This is a genomic window from Roseateles sp., assembly GCF_039595595.1.
Lineage (GTDB): Bacteria > Pseudomonadota > Gammaproteobacteria > Burkholderiales > Burkholderiaceae_C > Roseateles.
Map to the genome: position 1 here is coordinate 156,217 of NZ_JBCNLG010000002.1, position 16,276 is coordinate 172,492.

General features: G+C 69.3%; 16 protein-coding genes. 4 read left to right on the forward strand and 12 right to left on the reverse strand.

Translation table 11 applies throughout. The features are described from left to right. Positions 1–22 precede the first annotated feature (22 nt). The 3 genes from ABDW61_RS03475 (at position 23) to rpoH (ending at position 5,320) form a co-directional block, all read left to right on the forward strand. On the forward strand, positions 23–1,432 hold the full coding sequence (locus ABDW61_RS03475; RefSeq protein WP_343636883.1) for an efflux transporter outer membrane subunit: 1,410 nt from the start codon (positions 23–25) through the stop codon (positions 1,430–1,432). Positions 1,433–1,514: 82 nt separating this feature from the next. Further along, positions 1,515–4,250, forward strand: coding sequence for an ATP-binding protein (locus ABDW61_RS03480; RefSeq protein WP_343636246.1), 2,736 nt, complete (start codon positions 1,515–1,517; stop codon positions 4,248–4,250). Between the two features lie 158 nt (positions 4,251–4,408). Further along, on the forward strand, positions 4,409–5,320 hold the full coding sequence (gene rpoH / locus ABDW61_RS03485; protein WP_343636248.1) for an RNA polymerase sigma factor RpoH: 912 nt from the start codon (positions 4,409–4,411) through the stop codon (positions 5,318–5,320). A 174-nt stretch (positions 5,321–5,494) separates the two neighbouring features. Here the strand turns inward: rpoH and ABDW61_RS03490 are convergent, their stop codons facing one another. The 5 genes from ABDW61_RS03490 to ABDW61_RS03510 are packed head-to-tail and all read right to left on the reverse strand — an operon-like array spanning position 5,495 to position 9,698. Beyond that, positions 5,495–6,106: an SCO family protein gene (locus ABDW61_RS03490; RefSeq protein WP_343636250.1), complete on the reverse strand. Its 612-nt coding sequence runs from the start codon at positions 6,104–6,106 to the stop codon at positions 5,495–5,497. A 35-nt stretch (positions 6,107–6,141) separates the two neighbouring features. After that, on the reverse strand, positions 6,142–7,050 hold the full coding sequence (gene cyoE / locus ABDW61_RS03495) for a heme o synthase (RefSeq protein WP_343636252.1): 909 nt from the start codon (positions 7,048–7,050) through the stop codon (positions 6,142–6,144). After that, entirely contained in the window at positions 7,047–8,192 is a 1,146-nt protein-coding gene (locus tag ABDW61_RS03500; RefSeq protein ID WP_343636255.1) for a COX15/CtaA family protein, read from the reverse strand. Before ABDW61_RS03500 ends, cyoE begins: the two co-directional genes overlap by 4 nt. A gap of 20 nt (positions 8,193–8,212) precedes the next feature. Beyond that, a complete protein-coding gene (locus ABDW61_RS03505) occupies positions 8,213–8,941 on the reverse strand; it encodes a hypothetical protein (protein ID WP_343636256.1) in 729 nt (242 codons plus the stop codon). Then, complete coding sequence (locus ABDW61_RS03510) at positions 8,922–9,698, reverse strand: SURF1 family protein (RefSeq protein WP_343636258.1); 777 nt, start codon at positions 9,696–9,698, stop codon at positions 8,922–8,924. Before ABDW61_RS03510 ends, ABDW61_RS03505 begins: the two co-directional genes overlap by 20 nt. A gap of 73 nt (positions 9,699–9,771) precedes the next feature. Here ABDW61_RS03510 and ABDW61_RS03515 point away from each other — a divergent pair, with 73 nt between their 5' ends. Further along, positions 9,772–9,981 (forward strand): DUF2909 domain-containing protein, encoded by a 210-nt coding sequence (locus tag ABDW61_RS03515; RefSeq protein ID WP_343636260.1) that lies wholly within the window; start codon positions 9,772–9,774, stop codon positions 9,979–9,981. A 79-nt stretch (positions 9,982–10,060) separates the two neighbouring features. Here the strand turns inward: ABDW61_RS03515 and ABDW61_RS03520 are convergent, their stop codons facing one another. The 7 genes from ABDW61_RS03520 to ABDW61_RS03550 form a co-directional block, all read right to left on the reverse strand. Further along, positions 10,061–10,945, reverse strand: coding sequence for a cytochrome c oxidase subunit 3 (locus tag ABDW61_RS03520; RefSeq protein ID WP_343636261.1), 885 nt, complete (start codon positions 10,943–10,945; stop codon positions 10,061–10,063). A gap of 25 nt (positions 10,946–10,970) precedes the next feature. Next, positions 10,971–11,222 carry a DUF2970 domain-containing protein gene (locus ABDW61_RS03525; RefSeq protein WP_343636263.1) on the reverse strand — a complete coding sequence of 84 codons (252 nt, stop codon included), beginning with the start codon at positions 11,220–11,222 and terminating at the stop codon, positions 10,971–10,973. A 21-nt stretch (positions 11,223–11,243) separates the two neighbouring features. Beyond that, positions 11,244–11,852, reverse strand: a complete 609-nt coding sequence (locus ABDW61_RS03530) for a cytochrome c oxidase assembly protein (RefSeq protein WP_343636265.1) — start codon at positions 11,850–11,852, stop codon at positions 11,244–11,246. 16 nt (positions 11,853–11,868) lie between these two features. Next, on the reverse strand, positions 11,869–11,988 hold the full coding sequence (locus ABDW61_RS03535) for a cytochrome oxidase small assembly protein (RefSeq protein WP_343636267.1): 120 nt from the start codon (positions 11,986–11,988) through the stop codon (positions 11,869–11,871). Between the two features lie 40 nt (positions 11,989–12,028). Further along, on the reverse strand, positions 12,029–13,660 hold the full coding sequence (gene ctaD, locus ABDW61_RS03540; RefSeq protein WP_343636269.1) for a cytochrome c oxidase subunit I: 1,632 nt from the start codon (positions 13,658–13,660) through the stop codon (positions 12,029–12,031). Positions 13,661–13,685: 25 nt separating this feature from the next. Then, the gene (coxB, locus tag ABDW61_RS03545; protein WP_343636885.1) at positions 13,686–14,807 is read right to left on the reverse strand and encodes a cytochrome c oxidase subunit II; all 1,122 of its coding nucleotides are present in this window, start codon (positions 14,805–14,807) and stop codon (positions 13,686–13,688) included. Between the two features lie 365 nt (positions 14,808–15,172). Further along, the gene (locus tag ABDW61_RS03550) at positions 15,173–16,090 is read right to left on the reverse strand and encodes a biotin synthase (protein WP_343636271.1); all 918 of its coding nucleotides are present in this window, start codon (positions 16,088–16,090) and stop codon (positions 15,173–15,175) included. Positions 16,091–16,276: the final 186 nt, after the last annotated feature.

Genomic DNA, 16,276 nt, shown 5'->3' on the forward strand with positions numbered 1-16,276 from the left:
CGCCGCCGCGGCGGCCGTGGCGATGCTGCTGCTCGCCGGCTGCGCCTCGGTCGGCCCCGACTATCGAGGCGCCCCCGCGGTCGCCAGCGTCGCGCTCCAGCAGCCGCGCTTCGCGCGTGATGCTGGCGACACCGGCGATACCGGCGATGCCGCCAGCGTCACCGGCGCCTCGCCCGCCGTCGCGGCGTGGTGGCGCGCGCTCAACGATCCGGCGCTCGACGCGCTCGTCGATCAGGCGCTGGCCCGGAGTCCGACGCTCCAGGCCGCCGAGGCGCGCCTGCGCGCCGCCCGCGCCAGCTTCGACCAGCAGGAAGCGGGCAGCCGGCCCAAGGCCTCGGCCACCGCGCTCGGCGCCGGTGTCTGGCAAGGGCCGGGCACCGACCGCGAGTCCTCGCTGCATCTCTACAGCGCTGGCTTCGATGCGAGCTGGGAGGTCGACCTCTTCGGCGGCACGCGCCGCGCGATCGAGTCCGCCTCCGCCCAGGCCGAGGCCGTGCGCGCCGACCTGGCCGACGCGCAGGTCTCGCTGACGGCGGAAGTCGCCTCGGCCTACGTCGGCCTGCGCGCTCAGCAGCGGCGCCGGACACTGCTGAGCGCGCAGGCCTCCTCCGATGAACAGGCGCTGGCGCTGGTCCGCCAGCGGCGCGGCCAGGGCGTCGCGACCAGCGACGAGGTCGAGCAACGCGTCCAGCAGGGCGAGGGCACGCAAGCGGCGCTCGCGGACGTGGCGGCGGCGATCGCCGGCTCGCTGGATCGCCTCGCGCTGCTGACCGGCCAGGCGCCGGGCGCGCTCGATGCGGCGCTCGCGGCGGACGATCCGGCCTTGCCGAGCGCGCCCGCGCAAGTCGCCATCGGCGATCCCGCCTCATTGCTGCGGCGCCGGCCGGACATCCGCGCGGCCGAGCGCCGTCTGGCCAGCCACACCGCCCAGATCGGCCAGGAGACCGCCAAGTACTTTCCGAAGCTGAGCCTGTTCGGCAATGTCGGCGTGGCGGCGAACGCGCCCGCACAGCTCTTCCGTGCGGACAAGGTCGCGCTGGCCGCGGTGCCCTATCTGAGCTGGAATTTCCTGGACTTCGGCCGGACCGCCGCCGCGGTGCGGCAGGCCGAGGCCGGCCGCGACGAAGCCGCCGCGAACTATCAGGCCGCCGTGCTGGGCGCCTTGCAGGACGCCAACACCGCGCTGACGCGCTTCGGCCGGCAGCGCCAAGCGGTCCGGCATCTGCAGTCGCAGGCGGGTTCAACCGGCCGTACCCTCGACCTCGCCCGCCAGCGGCGTGACGCCGGCGCCGCGAGCCAGGTCGACCTGCTGGACGCGCGGCGCCTGGACACCGACGCGCGCCTCAAATCGCTGGACAGCGAGGCCGAGCTGCTGAAGGACTTCGTCGCGTTGCAGAAGAGCCTCGGTCTGGGCTGGGCGCCGCCAGCCTGAAGCCGTTGGTGCCCGAGGACAGGTGTCCGGTCCTGGGGAACTCGCGATGCCGCCTCCGCCGGGCCGGAGGTAGGCTTTGGGGATGACCGATGCGTCTCCTTCCGCTCCGCCTGGTGGTCTCCGTGGATTCCCTCTGCGGTTCCTGACGCTGAACGCCACGCTCGCGCTGGCCTATGCGGTGCTCGGCGTCCTGGCGCTGGCGCTGATCCTGCCGCCGGACTACTTCTCGCCGATCTTTCCGGCGGCCGGACTGGCCGTCGCGGCCGTGCTGCGATGGGGGCCCGGCGTGCTGCCGGGCATCGTCGCCGGCGGCATGGCGGTCAGCGCCGCGATCGGACTCGAACGGGGGCAGTTGAACGGCCTGCAGCCGATCGTCGTGGGCATCGGCGGCGCGCTGCAGGCCTGGGTGGGCGCCGCGCTCGCGCAGCGCTGGACCGAGCGCGATCCCCCGCTGTGCGAGCCCGCCGAGCTGCTGCGCTTCCTGCTGGCCACGGCCGGCATCGCCTGCCTGATCGCGCCGAGCATCGGTGTCGCGGGGCTGTGGCTCACCGGCGCGATCGGCACGCCGCAGTTGCTGCCGCACTGGCTGGGCTGGTGGGTGGGCGACGCGATCGGCGTGCTGATCGGCGCGCCGGTCGCGCTGGCGCTGTTCGGCCGCCCGCGCGCGCACTGGGCGCCGCGGCGATTGAGCGTCGCGCTGCCGCTCGTGGTGGCCTGCGCGTTGCTGTTCGGCGCCACCCTGCATGTCGTCCGCAACGAGGAGGGCCGCCGCCGACATGCCTTCGACCTCGAGGCGGCCAACGCGCTCAACACGATGGCGAACGCGCTCGCGATGCCGCTCACGGCGCTCGAGGCCAACCACAGCCTGCTCATGGTCGCGCCCGGCATCAGCCGGGCCGATTTCGAGCGCGCCCACGCCGAGCGCGCGCGCGGCGGTGGCGCGGTCTACGCGGTTGGCTGGGCGCCGTTCGTGGCGCCGGGCGACATCACCGCCTTCGAACGCGCCGCCCGCGCCGACGGCTACGACACCTATCGCGTCTACGAGCGCCGGCGGCCTGGCGACCTGCCGGTGGATCCCGCGGCGGACGTCCTGCCGATCCGCCTGATCGCGCCCTTCGCCCGCAACCGGCCGGCGCTGGGCGCCAACATCCGCGCGATCGCCGCCGCGCATCCAGCGCAGGACCGGGCGATCGCCACCGGCCAGCCGTCGGCCAGCGAGAGCTTCGCGCTGTCGCAGGATGTCGGCGTGACGCTGATGGGGGTGGTGATCTACCGGGCGCTCTATGAGGGCGGCAGCGCCGAGCCGCGCGACGCCGCCGGCCGCGCGCGCCGGCCGCTGGGCCTGGCCTTCGCGACGCTCAGACCCGAGGAGCTGCTGCACGACGCGCTCGGGCCGCGCGCGGGCGGGCTGGACTACTGCCTGCTCGACATCACCGCGGGCAGCCGCCATCCGCTGCTCGCTGGCGACGAACGCTGCCTGCGCCTGCCCGCCTCGCTGCCCAGCCGCACGCGCGACCTCGACTTCTCCGGCCGCGCCTGGCGGCTGATCGTCTACAGCCCGGCGGGCCTGCCGGCGCTCGACGGCGGCGCCGCCCTGCCCTTCGCCCTGGCCGGACTGGTGGGCACGGCGCTGCTGGGCTTGCTGCTGCTCTCCGTCACCGGCAACACCGCCCGGATCGCGCGCCGTGTCGACGAGGCCACCCACCGCCTGCGCGCCAGCGAGGAGCGCTTCCGGACCATCGTCGAGCACGCGCCCATCGGCGTCGTCTCCTGCGACGTCAACGCCCGGCCGCAGGAGATCAACCCCTACTTCTGCCACCTGCTGGGCATGAGCGCCGAGCAGTTGAAGGCGCGCTCCATCATGGCGATCACCCATCCCGACGACCGCGCCGAGGACAGCCGGCTCGGGATGGCGCTGATCCGAGGCGAGCTCGACCGCTACAGCCGTATCAAGCGCTACGTCGGCGCCCAGGGGCAGGTGATCACGGTCCGCTCCACCGTCAGCCTGCTGCGCGATCCGCAGGGGCAGCCGTACCGGCTGCTGGGCGTGGTCGAGGACATCGGCGAACAGCGAAGGCTGGCCGAACTCGAGCGCGCCCATGAGGCCGAGCTCGCCGCCAACCGCGCCAAGAACGAGTTCCTGTCCCGCATGAGCCACGAGTTGCGCACACCGCTCAATGCGATGCTGGGCTTCGCTCAACTGCTGGAGGCGGATCGGGATCCGGACCTCAGCCCGCGTCAGCGCGGCTGGCTCGCGCAGATCCAGCAGTCGGGCTGGCATCTGCTGCAGATGATCGACGACACGCTGGACCTGTCCCGGCTCGACGCCGGGCAGATGCGCGTGCAGATGCAGACGCATGACCTGGAGCCGATCGCCGCGGACAGCCTCGCCATGGTCGAGAGCCAGCGGCGGCGGCGCGGCATCTCGATCGAGGTCGAACTCGCGCCTGAAGCCTGCGTCCTGCGCGCCGATGACACCCGCCTGCGCCAGGTCCTCACCAACCTGCTGAGCAACGCCATCAAATACAACCATGACGGCGGCCGGGTCTGGCTGCGCGCGCGGCGATCCGGGGATGAGAGGGTGGAACTCAGCGTCACCGACACCGGCCCGGGCATGACCGAGGCGCAGATGGCGCAGCTCTTCCAGCCCTTCAACCGGCTGGGCCGGGAGGTCGGCGGCATCGAGGGCACCGGCATCGGGCTGGTCATCACGCAGCGCCTGCTGGGACTGATGGGCAGCCGCCTGCAGGTCGCCAGCGTGCCCGGAGAGGGCTCGACTTTCAGTTTCGAGCTGCCTGTTTCTTCGGTAAATCAATGACTTAAGCAGGCTCTAAGACGGGCCGTCCACACTCATTCGATGAGGAACCCCTTCCGGGACCGACCCGAATCGAGGAGCTTTAGCACTCGTCGGGCATGAGTGCTAATATTCCCGCTCATCGGCCCGGAGGACCGGGTCCGATAAGGAGAAATGAACACATGTCCACCAACCTCGCATTGACGGTCCGCGATCCCTGGTCCCTGGTGCCTTCGCTGGGGAATCTGGATGCGTACATCACGGCGATCAACCGCATTCCGCTGTTGACGCCGGAGGAAGAGAAGGATTACGCCACGCGCCTGAAGGAAAAGGGCGACGTGGATGCCGCGGGCCGGCTGGTGCTGTCGCACCTGCGGCTGGTGGTGTCGATCTCGCGCCAATATCTGGGCTACGGGTTGCCGCAGGGCGACCTGATCCAGGAAGGCAACGTCGGTCTGATGAAGGCGGTCAAGCGCTTCGACCCGGACCAGAACGTCCGCCTGGTGTCCTACGCGATGCACTGGATCAAGGCCGAGATCCACGAGTACATCCTGAAGAACTGGCGCATGGTCAAGGTCGCGACGACCAAGGCGCAGCGCAAGCTGTTCTTCAATCTGCGCTCGATGAAGCATGCGCTGAAGGAAGGCGCCGAGAACCAGCAGCGCGCCTCGCTGACCGAGAGTGAGATCGCCCAGGTGGCGGAGCAGCTCAACGTCAAGCGTGAGGAGGTGCTGGAGATGGAGACGCGGCTGTCTGGCGGCGACGTGGCGCTGGAGCCGCAGACCGACGACGACGGCGAGAGCTTCGCGCCGATCGCCTATCTGGCGGACGACACGCAGGAGCCGACGCGGGTGCTGGAGTCGCGTTCGCGCGATCACCTGGCCAGCGATGGTCTGCAGCAGGCGCTGGACGTGCTGGATCCCCGCAGCCGGCGCATCGTCGAGGAGCGCTGGCTCAAGGTGAACGATGACAGCTCGGGCGGCATGACGCTGCACGAACTGGCGGCTGAATACGGTGTCTCCGCCGAGCGCATCCGCCAGATCGAGGTGGCGGCGATGAAGAAGATGCGCAAGGCCATGACGGCCACCGCCTAAGCGCTCTCCCGCGCCCAAGCACGAAGGCCTCGCAGTGCGAGGCCTTCTGCATTCCGCGTCCGCAGGTCCCGTCTCGTGCCGGAGGCCGGCGAGGGCCAGGGGGCCGGCCCGATTTGTGGAGCCTGCGAGACGTATGAGGGCCGGCCCCCTGGCCCTCGCCGGCCGATCGCTCGATCACTGCCCCGCGAGCAGCGCCCTGATATCCCCCATGAGCGCCGTCGCCCCTGCCCCATAGCGCGAGAACACCCGGATGCGTCCCTGCGGATCGAACAGGAAGCTGGCCGCCGTGTGGTCCATGGTGTAGCTGTCTGGCGTCTTCCCTGGCACCTTGGCGTAATAGACCTTGAACTCCTTGGCCACTTCCTTGACCTGTTCCGGCGTCCCGCGCAGCGCGACGAAGGCGGGATCGAAGCTTTCCAGATAGGCCTTGAGCAATTCCGGCTTGTCGCGTTCCGGGTCGACGGTGATGAACACGCCTTGCACCTTGTCGCCGTCGGGTCCGAGCGCCTTCTTCACCTGGGCGAGCTCGGCCAGCGTGGTCGGACACACGTCCGGGCATTGCGTGAAGCCGAAGAACACCACGACGACTTTGCCCTTGAAGTCCTCGAGCGTGCGCGTGCGCCCGTTCTGATCGGGCAGGCTGAAGCCGCGCGCGTAGGAGGCGCCCGTCAGGTCCACGCCCTGGAAGCTGGTCTTGGGCGCCGACGAGAAGCCCAGCTTGTCGCAGCCTGACAGCAGCGCCGCGGCGCCCAGGGCGCCGGCGCAGAGATGACGTCGCGAGATCATCGGCACATCCGATCCGAAAAGGAGGTCCCGCCCGTTCAGGCGAGCCAGGGACTGACGTAGTGATCGAGCAGCAGCGCGCCGAAGAGCAGCGACAGATGCAGGATCGAGAACAGGAAGGTCTTGCGCGCCAGCGCTTCCGAGTAGGCCCGCCACAGCTTGAACGCGTGATGGCAGAACATCAGCCCCAGCACGATGGCCGCGGCCAGATAGATCCAGCCGCTCATGCCGGTCAGGAAGGGCAGCAGCGTCGCGGCGAACAGGATCCAGGTGTACAGGAAGATCTGCAGCCGCGTGAACTCGTTGCCATGCGTCACCGGCAGCATCGGCAGGCCGGCCTTGCGGTAGTCCTCGCTGCGGTACAGCGCCAGCGCCCAGAAGTGCGGCGGCGTCCACAGGAAGATGATCAGGCACATCAGCCAGGCCTCGGCGCCCAGCTCGCCGCGCATCGCGGCCCATCCCAGCACCGGCGGCATCGCGCCCGAGGCGCCACCGATCACGATGTTCTGCGGCGTCATCGGCTTCAGGATCACCGTGTAGATGATCGCGTAGCCGACGAAGGTGGCGAAGGTGAGCCACATCGTCAGCGGGTTCACCAGCAGGTACAGGATCCCGGAGCCCAGCGCGCACAGCAGCCCCGAGAACGCCAGCGTCTGATTGCGGCTCAACTCGCCGCGGGCGGTCGGCCGCCAGGCGGTGCGCTTCATCTTGGCGTCGATGTGCTGCTCGATCAAGCAGTTGAACGCCGCCGCCGCGCCGGCCACCAGCCAGATGCCGGCGGTCGCCGCGACCAGCCGTGTCCACTCGCTGCCCTGCGGCAGTCCGGGGATCGCGAGCGCCATGCCGATGACCGCGCAGAACACGATCAGCTGCACGACCTTGGGCTTGGTCAGTTGGTAGAACTGCCACCAGCGGGAGGGCATGGCGGCCTGCGTCGCGGAACTCATTTCAGATTCACCGTCAGGGTGCCGGCGCGCAGCCGCGCCAGCACGATGGAACACATCAGCAGCAGCGCCGCGGCGCCGCCGGTATGGGCCAGGGCCGCCACCAGCGGCCAGCCCAGCACCACGTTGGAAAGGCCCGAGGCCAGTTGCCACGCGCCCACCGCCAGCAGGCGGCGCGCCCAGCGGCGGGCCTCGCGGCGATCGTCGCCGTCGTGGCGCCACAGCGTCCAGGCCAGCGCCAGCATCGCGGCCAGAACGATCATCGCGCCACCGCGGTGCGTCAGGTGGATGGCCGTCAGCGCCTCGAAGGGCAGGAAACCGCCCTGCGCGCCGCGGCCCAGTTCCCGCCACAGCGTGAAGCCATGGCCGAAATCGGCCGGCGGCAGCCATTGTCCCTGGCAGGTCGGAAAGTCCTGGCAGGCCAGCACCGCGTAATTCGTGCTGACCCAGCCGCCCAGCGCCACCTGCGCGATCACCAGCAGCGTGAACGCCGCGAACGCGCGCCGCAGGCCCGCCGGCCAGCGCAGCGGCCGGGGCTCATAGGCTTCGGCCTGCCAGGCCAGCAGCATCAGCAATCCGAGCGCCAGCAGCAGGTGGGTCGTGACGATCACGGGAAACAGCTTCATCGTCACCGTCCAGGCGCCGAACAGCCCCTGCACCAGCACCCAGACCAGCGACAGCGTCGCCCACCACGGCGATGGCGTCGTCCCGCCCTCGCGCCGGCTGCGCCGCCACAGCCACCAGCTCAGCCCGGCCAGCACCACCAGCAGGAAGCCGACGCCGCCCGCCATGTAGCGGTGGACCATCTCCATCCAGGCCTTGCCATGCGTGACCGGCCCGGTGGGCATGGCCGACTGGGCGGCATGGATCTCGTCGCGCGCGCCCAGCGGCGACGCGCTGCCATAGCAGCCCGGCCAGTCCGGGCAGCCCAGCCCGGAATCGGTCAGCCGCGTCAGCGCGCCGATCAGGATCAGGTCGAAGGTCAGGAAGGTCGCGAGCAGCGTCAGCGCGCGCAGCCGCTTCGCCGCCGGATCGCCGCGATGGCGCCACTGCCACGCCAGCAGCGGCACCGCGCCGATGAGCGCGGCCATCGCCAGCAGCTCCAGCAGCGGCTCGAAATCGAAACCGATCGCCAATCCGTTCATGCGCGCCTGCGTTCCTGTTCTCAACGGCCCGGCTTGTCCCAGCCGGCGTTGGCGCGCATCAGGCGCTCGAGGTCCTTCTTCATCGAGGACGGATCCGGCGCCGCCGGCGAGCGCAGCATCCAGCGCCCCATCGGATCGACCAGGAACAGGTGCTCGCCCATCCGGTGGCCCGGCGCGGCCATCAGCCAGCCCTCGATCGCGGCGCGGCTGGCGCGCAGCACCGTGGCCGGCGCGCCATGCGCGGTCAGCGCGTCGACCTGCGCCGGCGTCAGCGTGACGTCGTCGGGCACCAGCACCAGCTTGTCGAGCCGGTCGCGGTCCTTGCCCAGCATCTCGCGCAGCTGACGCTGCATGAACAGCATGCGCTCGCAGCCCGTGTCGCAGGCGCGGTCCGGCACGTAGGTCAGCAGCCACTGGCCTTTGAGCGAGTCCGCCGCCACCGGCGCGCCCTGCAGCGTCGTCAGCGCCATCGCCGCCGGCAGGTCGCGCGTCGGCGTGATCAGGTCGCCATAGGCTCGGCCGCGCAGGTCCAGCACGTAGAAGCTGAAGTAGGACGCCACCACCGGCGCCGCGCACACCAGCAGCACCAGCCACAGCGTCCAGCGCGATCGCCGGGGCGGGTCGAGCTCGGGCATCGGCAGCGTGTGCACCGCCAGCGTCACCGGGCCGGCCGGCGGCAGCGGCGTGTCGGCGGGCGCCGGCGCGGCGTCGCGGCCATGATCCTGGCCGTCAGACAGGGCGTTGGTCATCGGGAGACTCGTGGGCACGGGCGGCTCGGCCAGCGCGGTAGGGAGCGAGGACTTGGAACCAGACATAAAGACCCAGGATCAGCGCCGCGAGCGCAAACCATTGAAACGCGTAGCCGTAATGCTTGTGGAGGTCGACCGCCGGCGGCGGCCAGTGGCGCAGCAGCCCGTCGGCGGGCGGCACGGGCGGCTGCCGGGCCTGCGCGCCATCCACGCGGTCGGGCTCCGTCTGCAGCAGCACCAGCGGCAGCAGGCGCAGGCCCGTCTCGGCCTGGAAGGCCGCGAGGTCGACATTCTGCCGGATCGGTCCCGTCTCCGCGTCCCGGCCCAGCGCATAGGCGCGCGACACGGCGGCCTCCAGCCGCCCCTCGATCCGCACATCGCCCGTGGAGGTCGACACCGGCGGCAGTGCCTCGCGCTGCGCGGCGTTGCGCGGCCCCCAGCCGCGCTGCACCAGGATCGCGTCCTGGCGTCCCTCGAGCCGGAGCGGCGTCACCACGTAGAAGCCAGTGCGGCCGTCCATGACGCGGTTGTCGAGGTAGACCGTGTGCGCCGTGTCCCAGCGGCCGGCGAGCGCGGCCCGCCGGTGCTCCAGCGCGGGCGCGGGCGGCTGGTCGGCCGGCGGCAGCGCGGCCGTGGACAGCGGCGCCATCCGGCCGCGCTCGTCGATCGCGCGCTGCATCGCCTTTTTCTGATCGGCGCGATCGAGTTGCCAGAGCCCCAGCGACACCGCCGCCGCCACGCCGGCCAGCGTCGCCATCACCACGGCGCCATGGCGCCTTCGGGGCCGGCCCGATGTCGCGGCCGCGCTTCGGTGGGAATAATCGTCCGCCATGAAATTCATCGTCCTCATCGCGTTCATCGGCATCCTGGGCGCCCTGTTCTCGGCGGGCGTCCTGATGCTGCGCAAGCACAAGGGCCGGGCCACCATGGCCCGGGCGCTGGCGGTGCGGGTCGCGCTCTCGGTGGCGCTGTTCCTGTTCATCCTCTTCAGCGCCTGGATGGGCTGGATCCATCCGACCGGCCTGCCCGTCGGCAAGTAGCCGACCGATCGCCGGACCGTGCGAAAAGAAAAAGCGCCGCATCGAGCGGCGCTTCTTCATCGCGCGCTGTGCAGCGCCATCACATCCAGTACACGACGACGTACAGGCCCAGCCACACCACGTCGACGAAGTGCCAGTACCAGGCCGCGCCCTCGAAGCCGAAGTGGCGGTCCGGCGTGAAGTGCCCCTTCATCAGCCGCAGCGTGATGAACAGCAGCATCAGCATGCCCACGAACACGTGGAAGCCGTGGAAGCCGGTCAGCATGAAGAAGGTCGAGCCGAAGATGCCCGAGTTCAGCTTCAGGTTGAGCTCGTGGTACGCGTGCACGTACTCGTAGGCCTGGAAGCCCAGGAAGGTCAGGCCCAGGATCACCGTCGCCCACATCCAGCCGATGGTCTTGGCGCGGTGGCCGGCGATCAGCGCGTGGTGCGCGATCGTCAGCGTCACGCCCGAGGTCAGCAGCAGCGCCGTGTTGATCGTCGGGATCGGCCACGGGCCCATGGTCGAGAACGCCTCCACCGTGCCGGCCGGCGAGGCCGTCGCGCCAGCCGCGACGCTGGGCCACAGGCCGTTGAAGTCCGGCCACAGCAGCGCGTTGTCCAGGCTGCCCAGCGTCGGGATGCTGTAGCCGCGCGACCAGAACAGCGCGCCGAAGAAGGCCGCGAAGAACATCACCTCCGAGAAGATGAACCAGCCCATGCTCCAGCGGAACGACACGTCGATGCGGTCGCTGTACAGGCCGCCCTCGCTCTCGCGGATGGCGTCGCCAAACCACTGCTTCAGCGTGAAGGCCCACCACAGCAGGCCCACCAGCAGCGACCACTTGCCCCAGTCATGGCCATTGATCCATTGCGCCGCGCCCAGGATCACCCAGAACAGGCCGAAGGCGGCCATCGCCGGGTGCCGCGACGGGCCGGGCACGAAGTAGTAAGGCGTATTCCCATGAGTCGTCGTTGCCGACATGCGTTCTTCTCCTCGAACTCGGTTCTCAGTTCATTGCCGCACCGCTGCTCACCACCCAGCGGACCAGCAGGATCAATCCGACCACGAACAGCGCCGCGGCGATGACGCCGGCCGCGATCACGTGCAGCGGATTGAGCTGCGACACATCCTTCTCGTAGTCCGATCCCTTCCTCACGCCGAAGAAGGACCAGGCCACCGCGCGCAGCGTGCCCAGGAAGGATCCCCTGCGCTGCATCGCCTGCTTCAGATCCTCGCCCGGCCTCAGGTCTTCGGACATCGTCGTTTCCACCGGTCGCGCTCAACTGCGCGGCTCGCCGCGCACGGCAGGGGCCGCCGCCTGCGCCTTGCCCTTGCCCGCGACCTCGAAGAAGGTGTAGGACAGCGTGATCGTGCGCACGTCCTTCGGGATCTTCGGGTCGATGACGAACACCACCGGCCATTCCTTCTGCTCGCCCGGCTTCAGCGTGTACTCGTTGAAGCAGAAGCACTCCAGCTTGTTGAAATACGGCGTCGCCTGCTTGGGCGCGTAGCTCGGGATCGCCTGCGCCGACATGGTCCGCGTCTGGATGTTCTGGAAGGTGTACATCACCGTCGTCAACTCGCCCGGATGGACCACCAGGTGGCGCGTGGCCGGCTTGAAGTCCCAGGGGCCGCGCGCGTTGGCGTCGAACTCGATCGTGATCTGGCGGCTGTAGTCGACCTGCGTGTTCTTCACGTCCTCGGCGCGCACCGCGTGCTGGCGCTCGGACAGCGACAGCACGTTGATGCCCAGCGCCGTGCAGATCGCGCGGTACATCGGCACCAGCGCATAGCCGAAGCACGACATCACCGCCACCACCACCAGCAGCTTGCCGGTCATCCGCAGGTTCTCCCGGCGGATCCAGGCGGACAGCTTGGGCGTGCTCATCGCTCGTTCGCGCCGCTCAGGACACGCCGTAGAACGCGATCTTGACGACGAAGCCGATCGCGAACACGGCGGCCACGCTGGCCAGGATCAGCGCCAGGCGCAGATTGCTGCGGCGTTGCTCGGGCGTCAGGGCCATGGCTCGGTCCTCGATGTCGGCGTCCAGGGGCGTCCGGGGCTCAGCCGATGATCTTCGTCGCGGTGACGTCGATCTTGGGCGGGGTCTCGAAGGTGTGGAACGGCGCCGGCGACGGCACCTCCCACTCCAGGCCCTCGGCCGCTTCCCAGGGCTTCTGCGGCGCCTTCGCGCCCTTGCCGCGCATCATCGGGATCGCCACGAACAGGAAGAAGTAGACCTGCATCAACCCGAAGCCGAAGGCGCCGATCGATGCCAGCATGTTGAAGTCGGCGAACTGCATCGGGTAGTCGGCATAGCGGCGCGGCATGCCGGCCAGGCCCAGGAAGTGCATCGGGAAGAAGGTCACGTTGAACGTGATCAGCGAGCCCCAGAAGTGGATCTTGCCGCGCGTCTCCGAGTACATGACGCCGGTCCACTTCGGCCCCCAGTAGTAGACGCCGGCGAACAGCGCATACAGCGAGCCGGCCACCAGCACGTAGTGGAAGTGGGCCACGACGTAATAGGTGTCCTGGATCTGGATGTCGATCGGCGCCATCGCGCAGATCAGGCCGGTGAAGCCGCCCATCGTGAACACGAAGATGAAGCCCACGGCCCACAGCATCGGGGTCTCGAAGGTCATCGAGCCGCGCCACATCGTCGCCAGCCAGTTGAAGATCTTCACGCCGGTAGGCACCGCGATCAGCATCGTCGCGTACATGAAGAAGAGCTGGCCCGTCACCGGCATGCCGGTGGCGAACATGTGGTGCGCCCACACGATGAAGGACAGGATCGCGATCGAGGCGGTGGCGTACACCATCGAGGCGTAGCCGAACAGCCGCTTGCGCGCGAAGGCCGGGACGATCTGGCTCACGATGCCGAAGGCCGGCAGGATCATGATGTAGACCTCGGGGTGGCCGAAGAACCAGAAGATGTGCTGGTACATCACCGGGTCGCCGCCGCCCGAGGGCGTGAAGAAGCTGGTGCCGAAGTGGCGATCGGTCAGCGTCATCGTGATCGCGCCCGCGAGCACCGGCATCACCGCGATCAGCAGGTAGGCGGTGATCAGCCAGGTCCACGCGAACATCGGCATCTTCATCAGCGTCATGCCGGGGGCCCGCATGTTGAGGATGGTCACGATGATGTTGATCGAGCCCATGATCGAGGACGCGCCCAGGATGTGCATCGCGAAGATGCCGGCGTCCATCGACGGGCCCATCTGCAGCGTCAGCGGCGCGTAGAGCGTCCAGCCGGCGGCGGGCGCGCCGCCGGGCATGAAGAACGAGCTCACCAGCATCAGCGCGGCGGGGATCATCAGCCAGAAGCTGAAGTTGTTCATCCGCGCGAAGGCCATGTCCGACGCGCCGATCTGCAGCGGGATCATCCAGTTCGCGAAGCCGACGAAGGCCGGCATGATCGCGCCGAACACCATGATCAGCCCGTGCATGGTGGTGAACTGGTTGAACAGTTCCGGATTGAAGAACTGCAGCCCGGGCTGGAACAGCTCCGCGCGGATGCACAGCGCCAGGATGCCGCCGATCATCAGCATCGTGAAGCTGAACAGCAGGTACATCGTGCCGATGTCCTTGTGGTTCGTGGCGAAGACCCAGCGCCGCCAGCCTGTCGGGGCGTGATGGTCGTGGTGATCGTCATGGTCATGGGCATGACCGGTCGGGTGGTCGAGCACTGCACTCATGTCAATTCCTCGGTGGCGGGTCGGGTCACTTGGCGCGTTCGGCCACGACTTCCGACGGCTGCACGATCTGGCCCGTCTTGTTGGACCACGCGTTCTTCGTGTACGTGACGACGGCCGCGAGCTCGCTGTCCTTGAGCACCGTCTTCCAGGCCGGCATCTGGCCCTTGCCGTTGAGCACCAGGTGCAGCTGCTGGGTGTGATCCTCGTTCTTCACGATCGCGGAGCCGTCCAGCGCCGGGAACTGGCCCGCGCCCTTGCCGTCGGCCTTGTGGCAGACCGCGCAGTTGGCGTCGAAGAGCTTCTGGCCGCGGGCCATCAGCTCGTCCATCGTCCAGACCTTGCTGGGATCGTCGGCCTTGGCGGCGATCTTCTTCATCTCGCCCGCGACCCAGGCGCTGTAGTCCTTGGCGCTGAGCACGCGCACGTGGATGGGCATGTACGCGTGCTCCTTGCCGCAGAGCTCGGCGCACTGACCGTAGAAGTCGCCGGTCTGCTCGGCCTTGAACCAGGTGTCGCGCACGTAGCCGGGGATCGCGTCCTGCTTGACGCCGAAGGCCGGCACCATCCACGCGTGGATGACGTCGTCGGCGGTGGTGATGATGCGGACCTTCTTGCCCACGGGCACCACCAGCGGGTTGTCGACCTTGAGCAGGTAGTTGTCGACGTCGCCGGGCTTGCCGCTGTCGGACAGCGCACGGTGCGAGGCGTCCAGCGTCGAGACGAAGCCGATGCCCTCGCCCTCGCCCTTCAGGTAGTCGTAGCCCCACTTCCACTGGTAGCCGGTGGCCTTGATGGTGAGGTCGGAGTTGGTGGTGTCCTTCATCGCCACCACGACCTTGGTCGCGGGCAGCGCCATCAGGATGACGATGATGAAGGGGACGATGGTCCAGGCGATCTCGACCTTCACGCTCTCGTGGAAGTTGGCGGGGACGGCGCCCTTGGACTTCCGGTGCTTGAAGATCGAATAGAACATGACCCCGAACACGGCGATGAAGATCGCCAGGCACAGGATCAGCATCATGTTGTGCAGCCACATCTGCTCGTGCGCGATCTTGGTGACCGGCGGCTGCAGGTTCAGCTGGTTGACGGCCGGGCCTCCGGGGAGATCTCCGACCGCCAGGGCGGCCCGGCTGGCCAGCGCGGCCATCAGGCCGAACGCGAGCTGGCTGCAGCGGCGCCCCAGTTGCACACAACTGTTGTCAATCGTCATGGTCGTCTCTTTATCCTGTCTTTCTCAAGCTCGTGTCACCCGGTGTCTCTTCCAGGCGGCTGCGGCGCTCGATCCCGCTTGTAGCGCGGGCTTCGATGCCAAGCGGTGGCAGAAACCTACGGGGCCAGCAGACGTACTCCAGTCGGGCGCGGATTCTAGTCCACTCCCCTGCCGCACTATGACCGCCCCCCGCGCGCCGAACGGCCCAGGATTACCCTCAGAATGGACGCTCTTTCCCTCTGACATCCGCTCTGACGGCGCACGGTGCGCGGCGGCCTAGCCGAGCCCGCGCGCGATGGGGGTCAGTGTTTGCCCGCGCCGCGCACCATGGCGCGCATCTGGTCCAGCGACACCTCGGTGGTGGCCGCGACCTTCACCTTCGGTTGAGGCTTGAACGCGTGGCCATAGACCAGTTCGATGCTCAGCGCCAGACGGCCGTCGGGGCCGCGCAGCGACTCGAGCGCGGCCAGCAGCCGGTCGCGCCAGGCCTGTGTGCGCAGACCGCGCATGCGGGCCGGCGCGAGGTTGCCGCCGAGCGCGCGCAGGTCGCGCAGCAGGTCCTGCGGCGAGCCCCAGGTCAGGCGCAGGTGCTCCTGGTCCATCACCGGATCGGCGAAGCCGGCATGCACGAGCAGGTCGCCCAGGTCATGCATGTCGACCCAGTCCGGCGCCGGCGGGCCCCAGCCCTCGCGGGCGTAGATGGGGCGCAGCTCGATGAAGCTGTCGGGCCCCAGGCACGAGAACATCAGGCAGCCTTCGACCGCGAGGCCCGCGTGCCAGCGCTTGACCAGCGCGGGCTTGTCGGCCTCGGCATGCAATTCCATGTTGGACCACGCGAGCTGCGCGGCACCGGCCGGCGGCTCGGCGACGAGCTCGGTGGCGCTGCCGCCGCGCAGCTTGTCCATCACCGACTGCATGAAGCCGCGCCGTGCGCGCGGCTGCTGCAGCGCGCGGATGTCGGATTCGGGCTCGAGCCACAGCTGCGTCGCCTGCGGATAGTGCTGGCGCAGGCCGGCGTCGCCACCGCCCGTCGAAGGGCGGCTCTGCAGCACGGCGGTCGGTTGAAGACGGATCACCGGCAGGCGGTCCAGCATGCGCGAGGCCACTTCCTGATGCAGCCAGGGCGCTTCGCCGGACGCGGCCAGGCGGCGGCGCTGCCGCCGCGCCGCGCCCGCATCGATCTGCTGTGTGCTTGGCGGCAAGGCCTCGTTCCCAGTCATGGGGCGCGATTGTAGGCGGCCATGCTTGACCTCTGGCGGCGCTGGTCATTGGCGCGATCCTCGATGGCGCGCGGGATCGCGGGGATCGGACGGGCCTTCGAATGGCCCGGGCAATGCGTGCTGTGCCGCTGCTGGTGCCGGGGACCCTTGTGTTCCGATTGCCAGGCGCTGCATCCCGTCGCGGAT

Excerpts from the sequence above, each read along its gene's own strand:
- ABDW61_RS03475 (WP_343636883.1), top strand. The coding sequence starts at position 23 with ATGCTGCTGCTCGCCGGCTGCGCCTCGGTCGGCCCCGACTATCGAGGC.
- ABDW61_RS03480 (WP_343636246.1), top strand. The coding sequence starts at position 1,515 with ATGACCGATGCGTCTCCTTCCGCTCCGCCTGGTGGTCTCCGTGGATTC.
- rpoH (WP_343636248.1), top strand. The coding sequence starts at position 4,409 with ATGTCCACCAACCTCGCATTGACGGTCCGCGATCCCTGGTCCCTGGTG.
- ABDW61_RS03490 (WP_343636250.1), bottom strand. The coding sequence starts at position 6,106 with ATGATCTCGCGACGTCATCTCTGCGCCGGCGCCCTGGGCGCCGCGGCG.
- cyoE (WP_343636252.1), bottom strand. The coding sequence starts at position 7,050 with ATGAGTTCCGCGACGCAGGCCGCCATGCCCTCCCGCTGGTGGCAGTTC.
- ABDW61_RS03500 (WP_343636255.1), bottom strand. The coding sequence starts at position 8,192 with ATGAACGGATTGGCGATCGGTTTCGATTTCGAGCCGCTGCTGGAGCTG.
- ABDW61_RS03505 (WP_343636256.1), bottom strand. The coding sequence starts at position 8,941 with ATGACCAACGCCCTGTCTGACGGCCAGGATCATGGCCGCGACGCCGCG.
- ABDW61_RS03510 (WP_343636258.1), bottom strand. The coding sequence starts at position 9,698 with ATGGCGACGCTGGCCGGCGTGGCGGCGGCGGTGTCGCTGGGGCTCTGG.
- ABDW61_RS03515 (WP_343636260.1), top strand. The coding sequence starts at position 9,772 with ATGAAATTCATCGTCCTCATCGCGTTCATCGGCATCCTGGGCGCCCTG.
- ABDW61_RS03520 (WP_343636261.1), bottom strand. The coding sequence starts at position 10,945 with ATGTCGGCAACGACGACTCATGGGAATACGCCTTACTACTTCGTGCCC.
- ABDW61_RS03525 (WP_343636263.1), bottom strand. The coding sequence starts at position 11,222 with ATGTCCGAAGACCTGAGGCCGGGCGAGGATCTGAAGCAGGCGATGCAG.
- ABDW61_RS03530 (WP_343636265.1), bottom strand. The coding sequence starts at position 11,852 with ATGAGCACGCCCAAGCTGTCCGCCTGGATCCGCCGGGAGAACCTGCGG.
- ABDW61_RS03535 (WP_343636267.1), bottom strand. The coding sequence starts at position 11,988 with ATGGCCCTGACGCCCGAGCAACGCCGCAGCAATCTGCGCCTGGCGCTG.
- ctaD (WP_343636269.1), bottom strand. The coding sequence starts at position 13,660 with ATGAGTGCAGTGCTCGACCACCCGACCGGTCATGCCCATGACCATGAC.
- coxB (WP_343636885.1), bottom strand. The coding sequence starts at position 14,807 with ATGGCCGCGCTGGCCAGCCGGGCCGCCCTGGCGGTCGGAGATCTCCCC.
- ABDW61_RS03550 (WP_343636271.1), bottom strand. The coding sequence starts at position 16,090 with ATGACTGGGAACGAGGCCTTGCCGCCAAGCACACAGCAGATCGATGCG.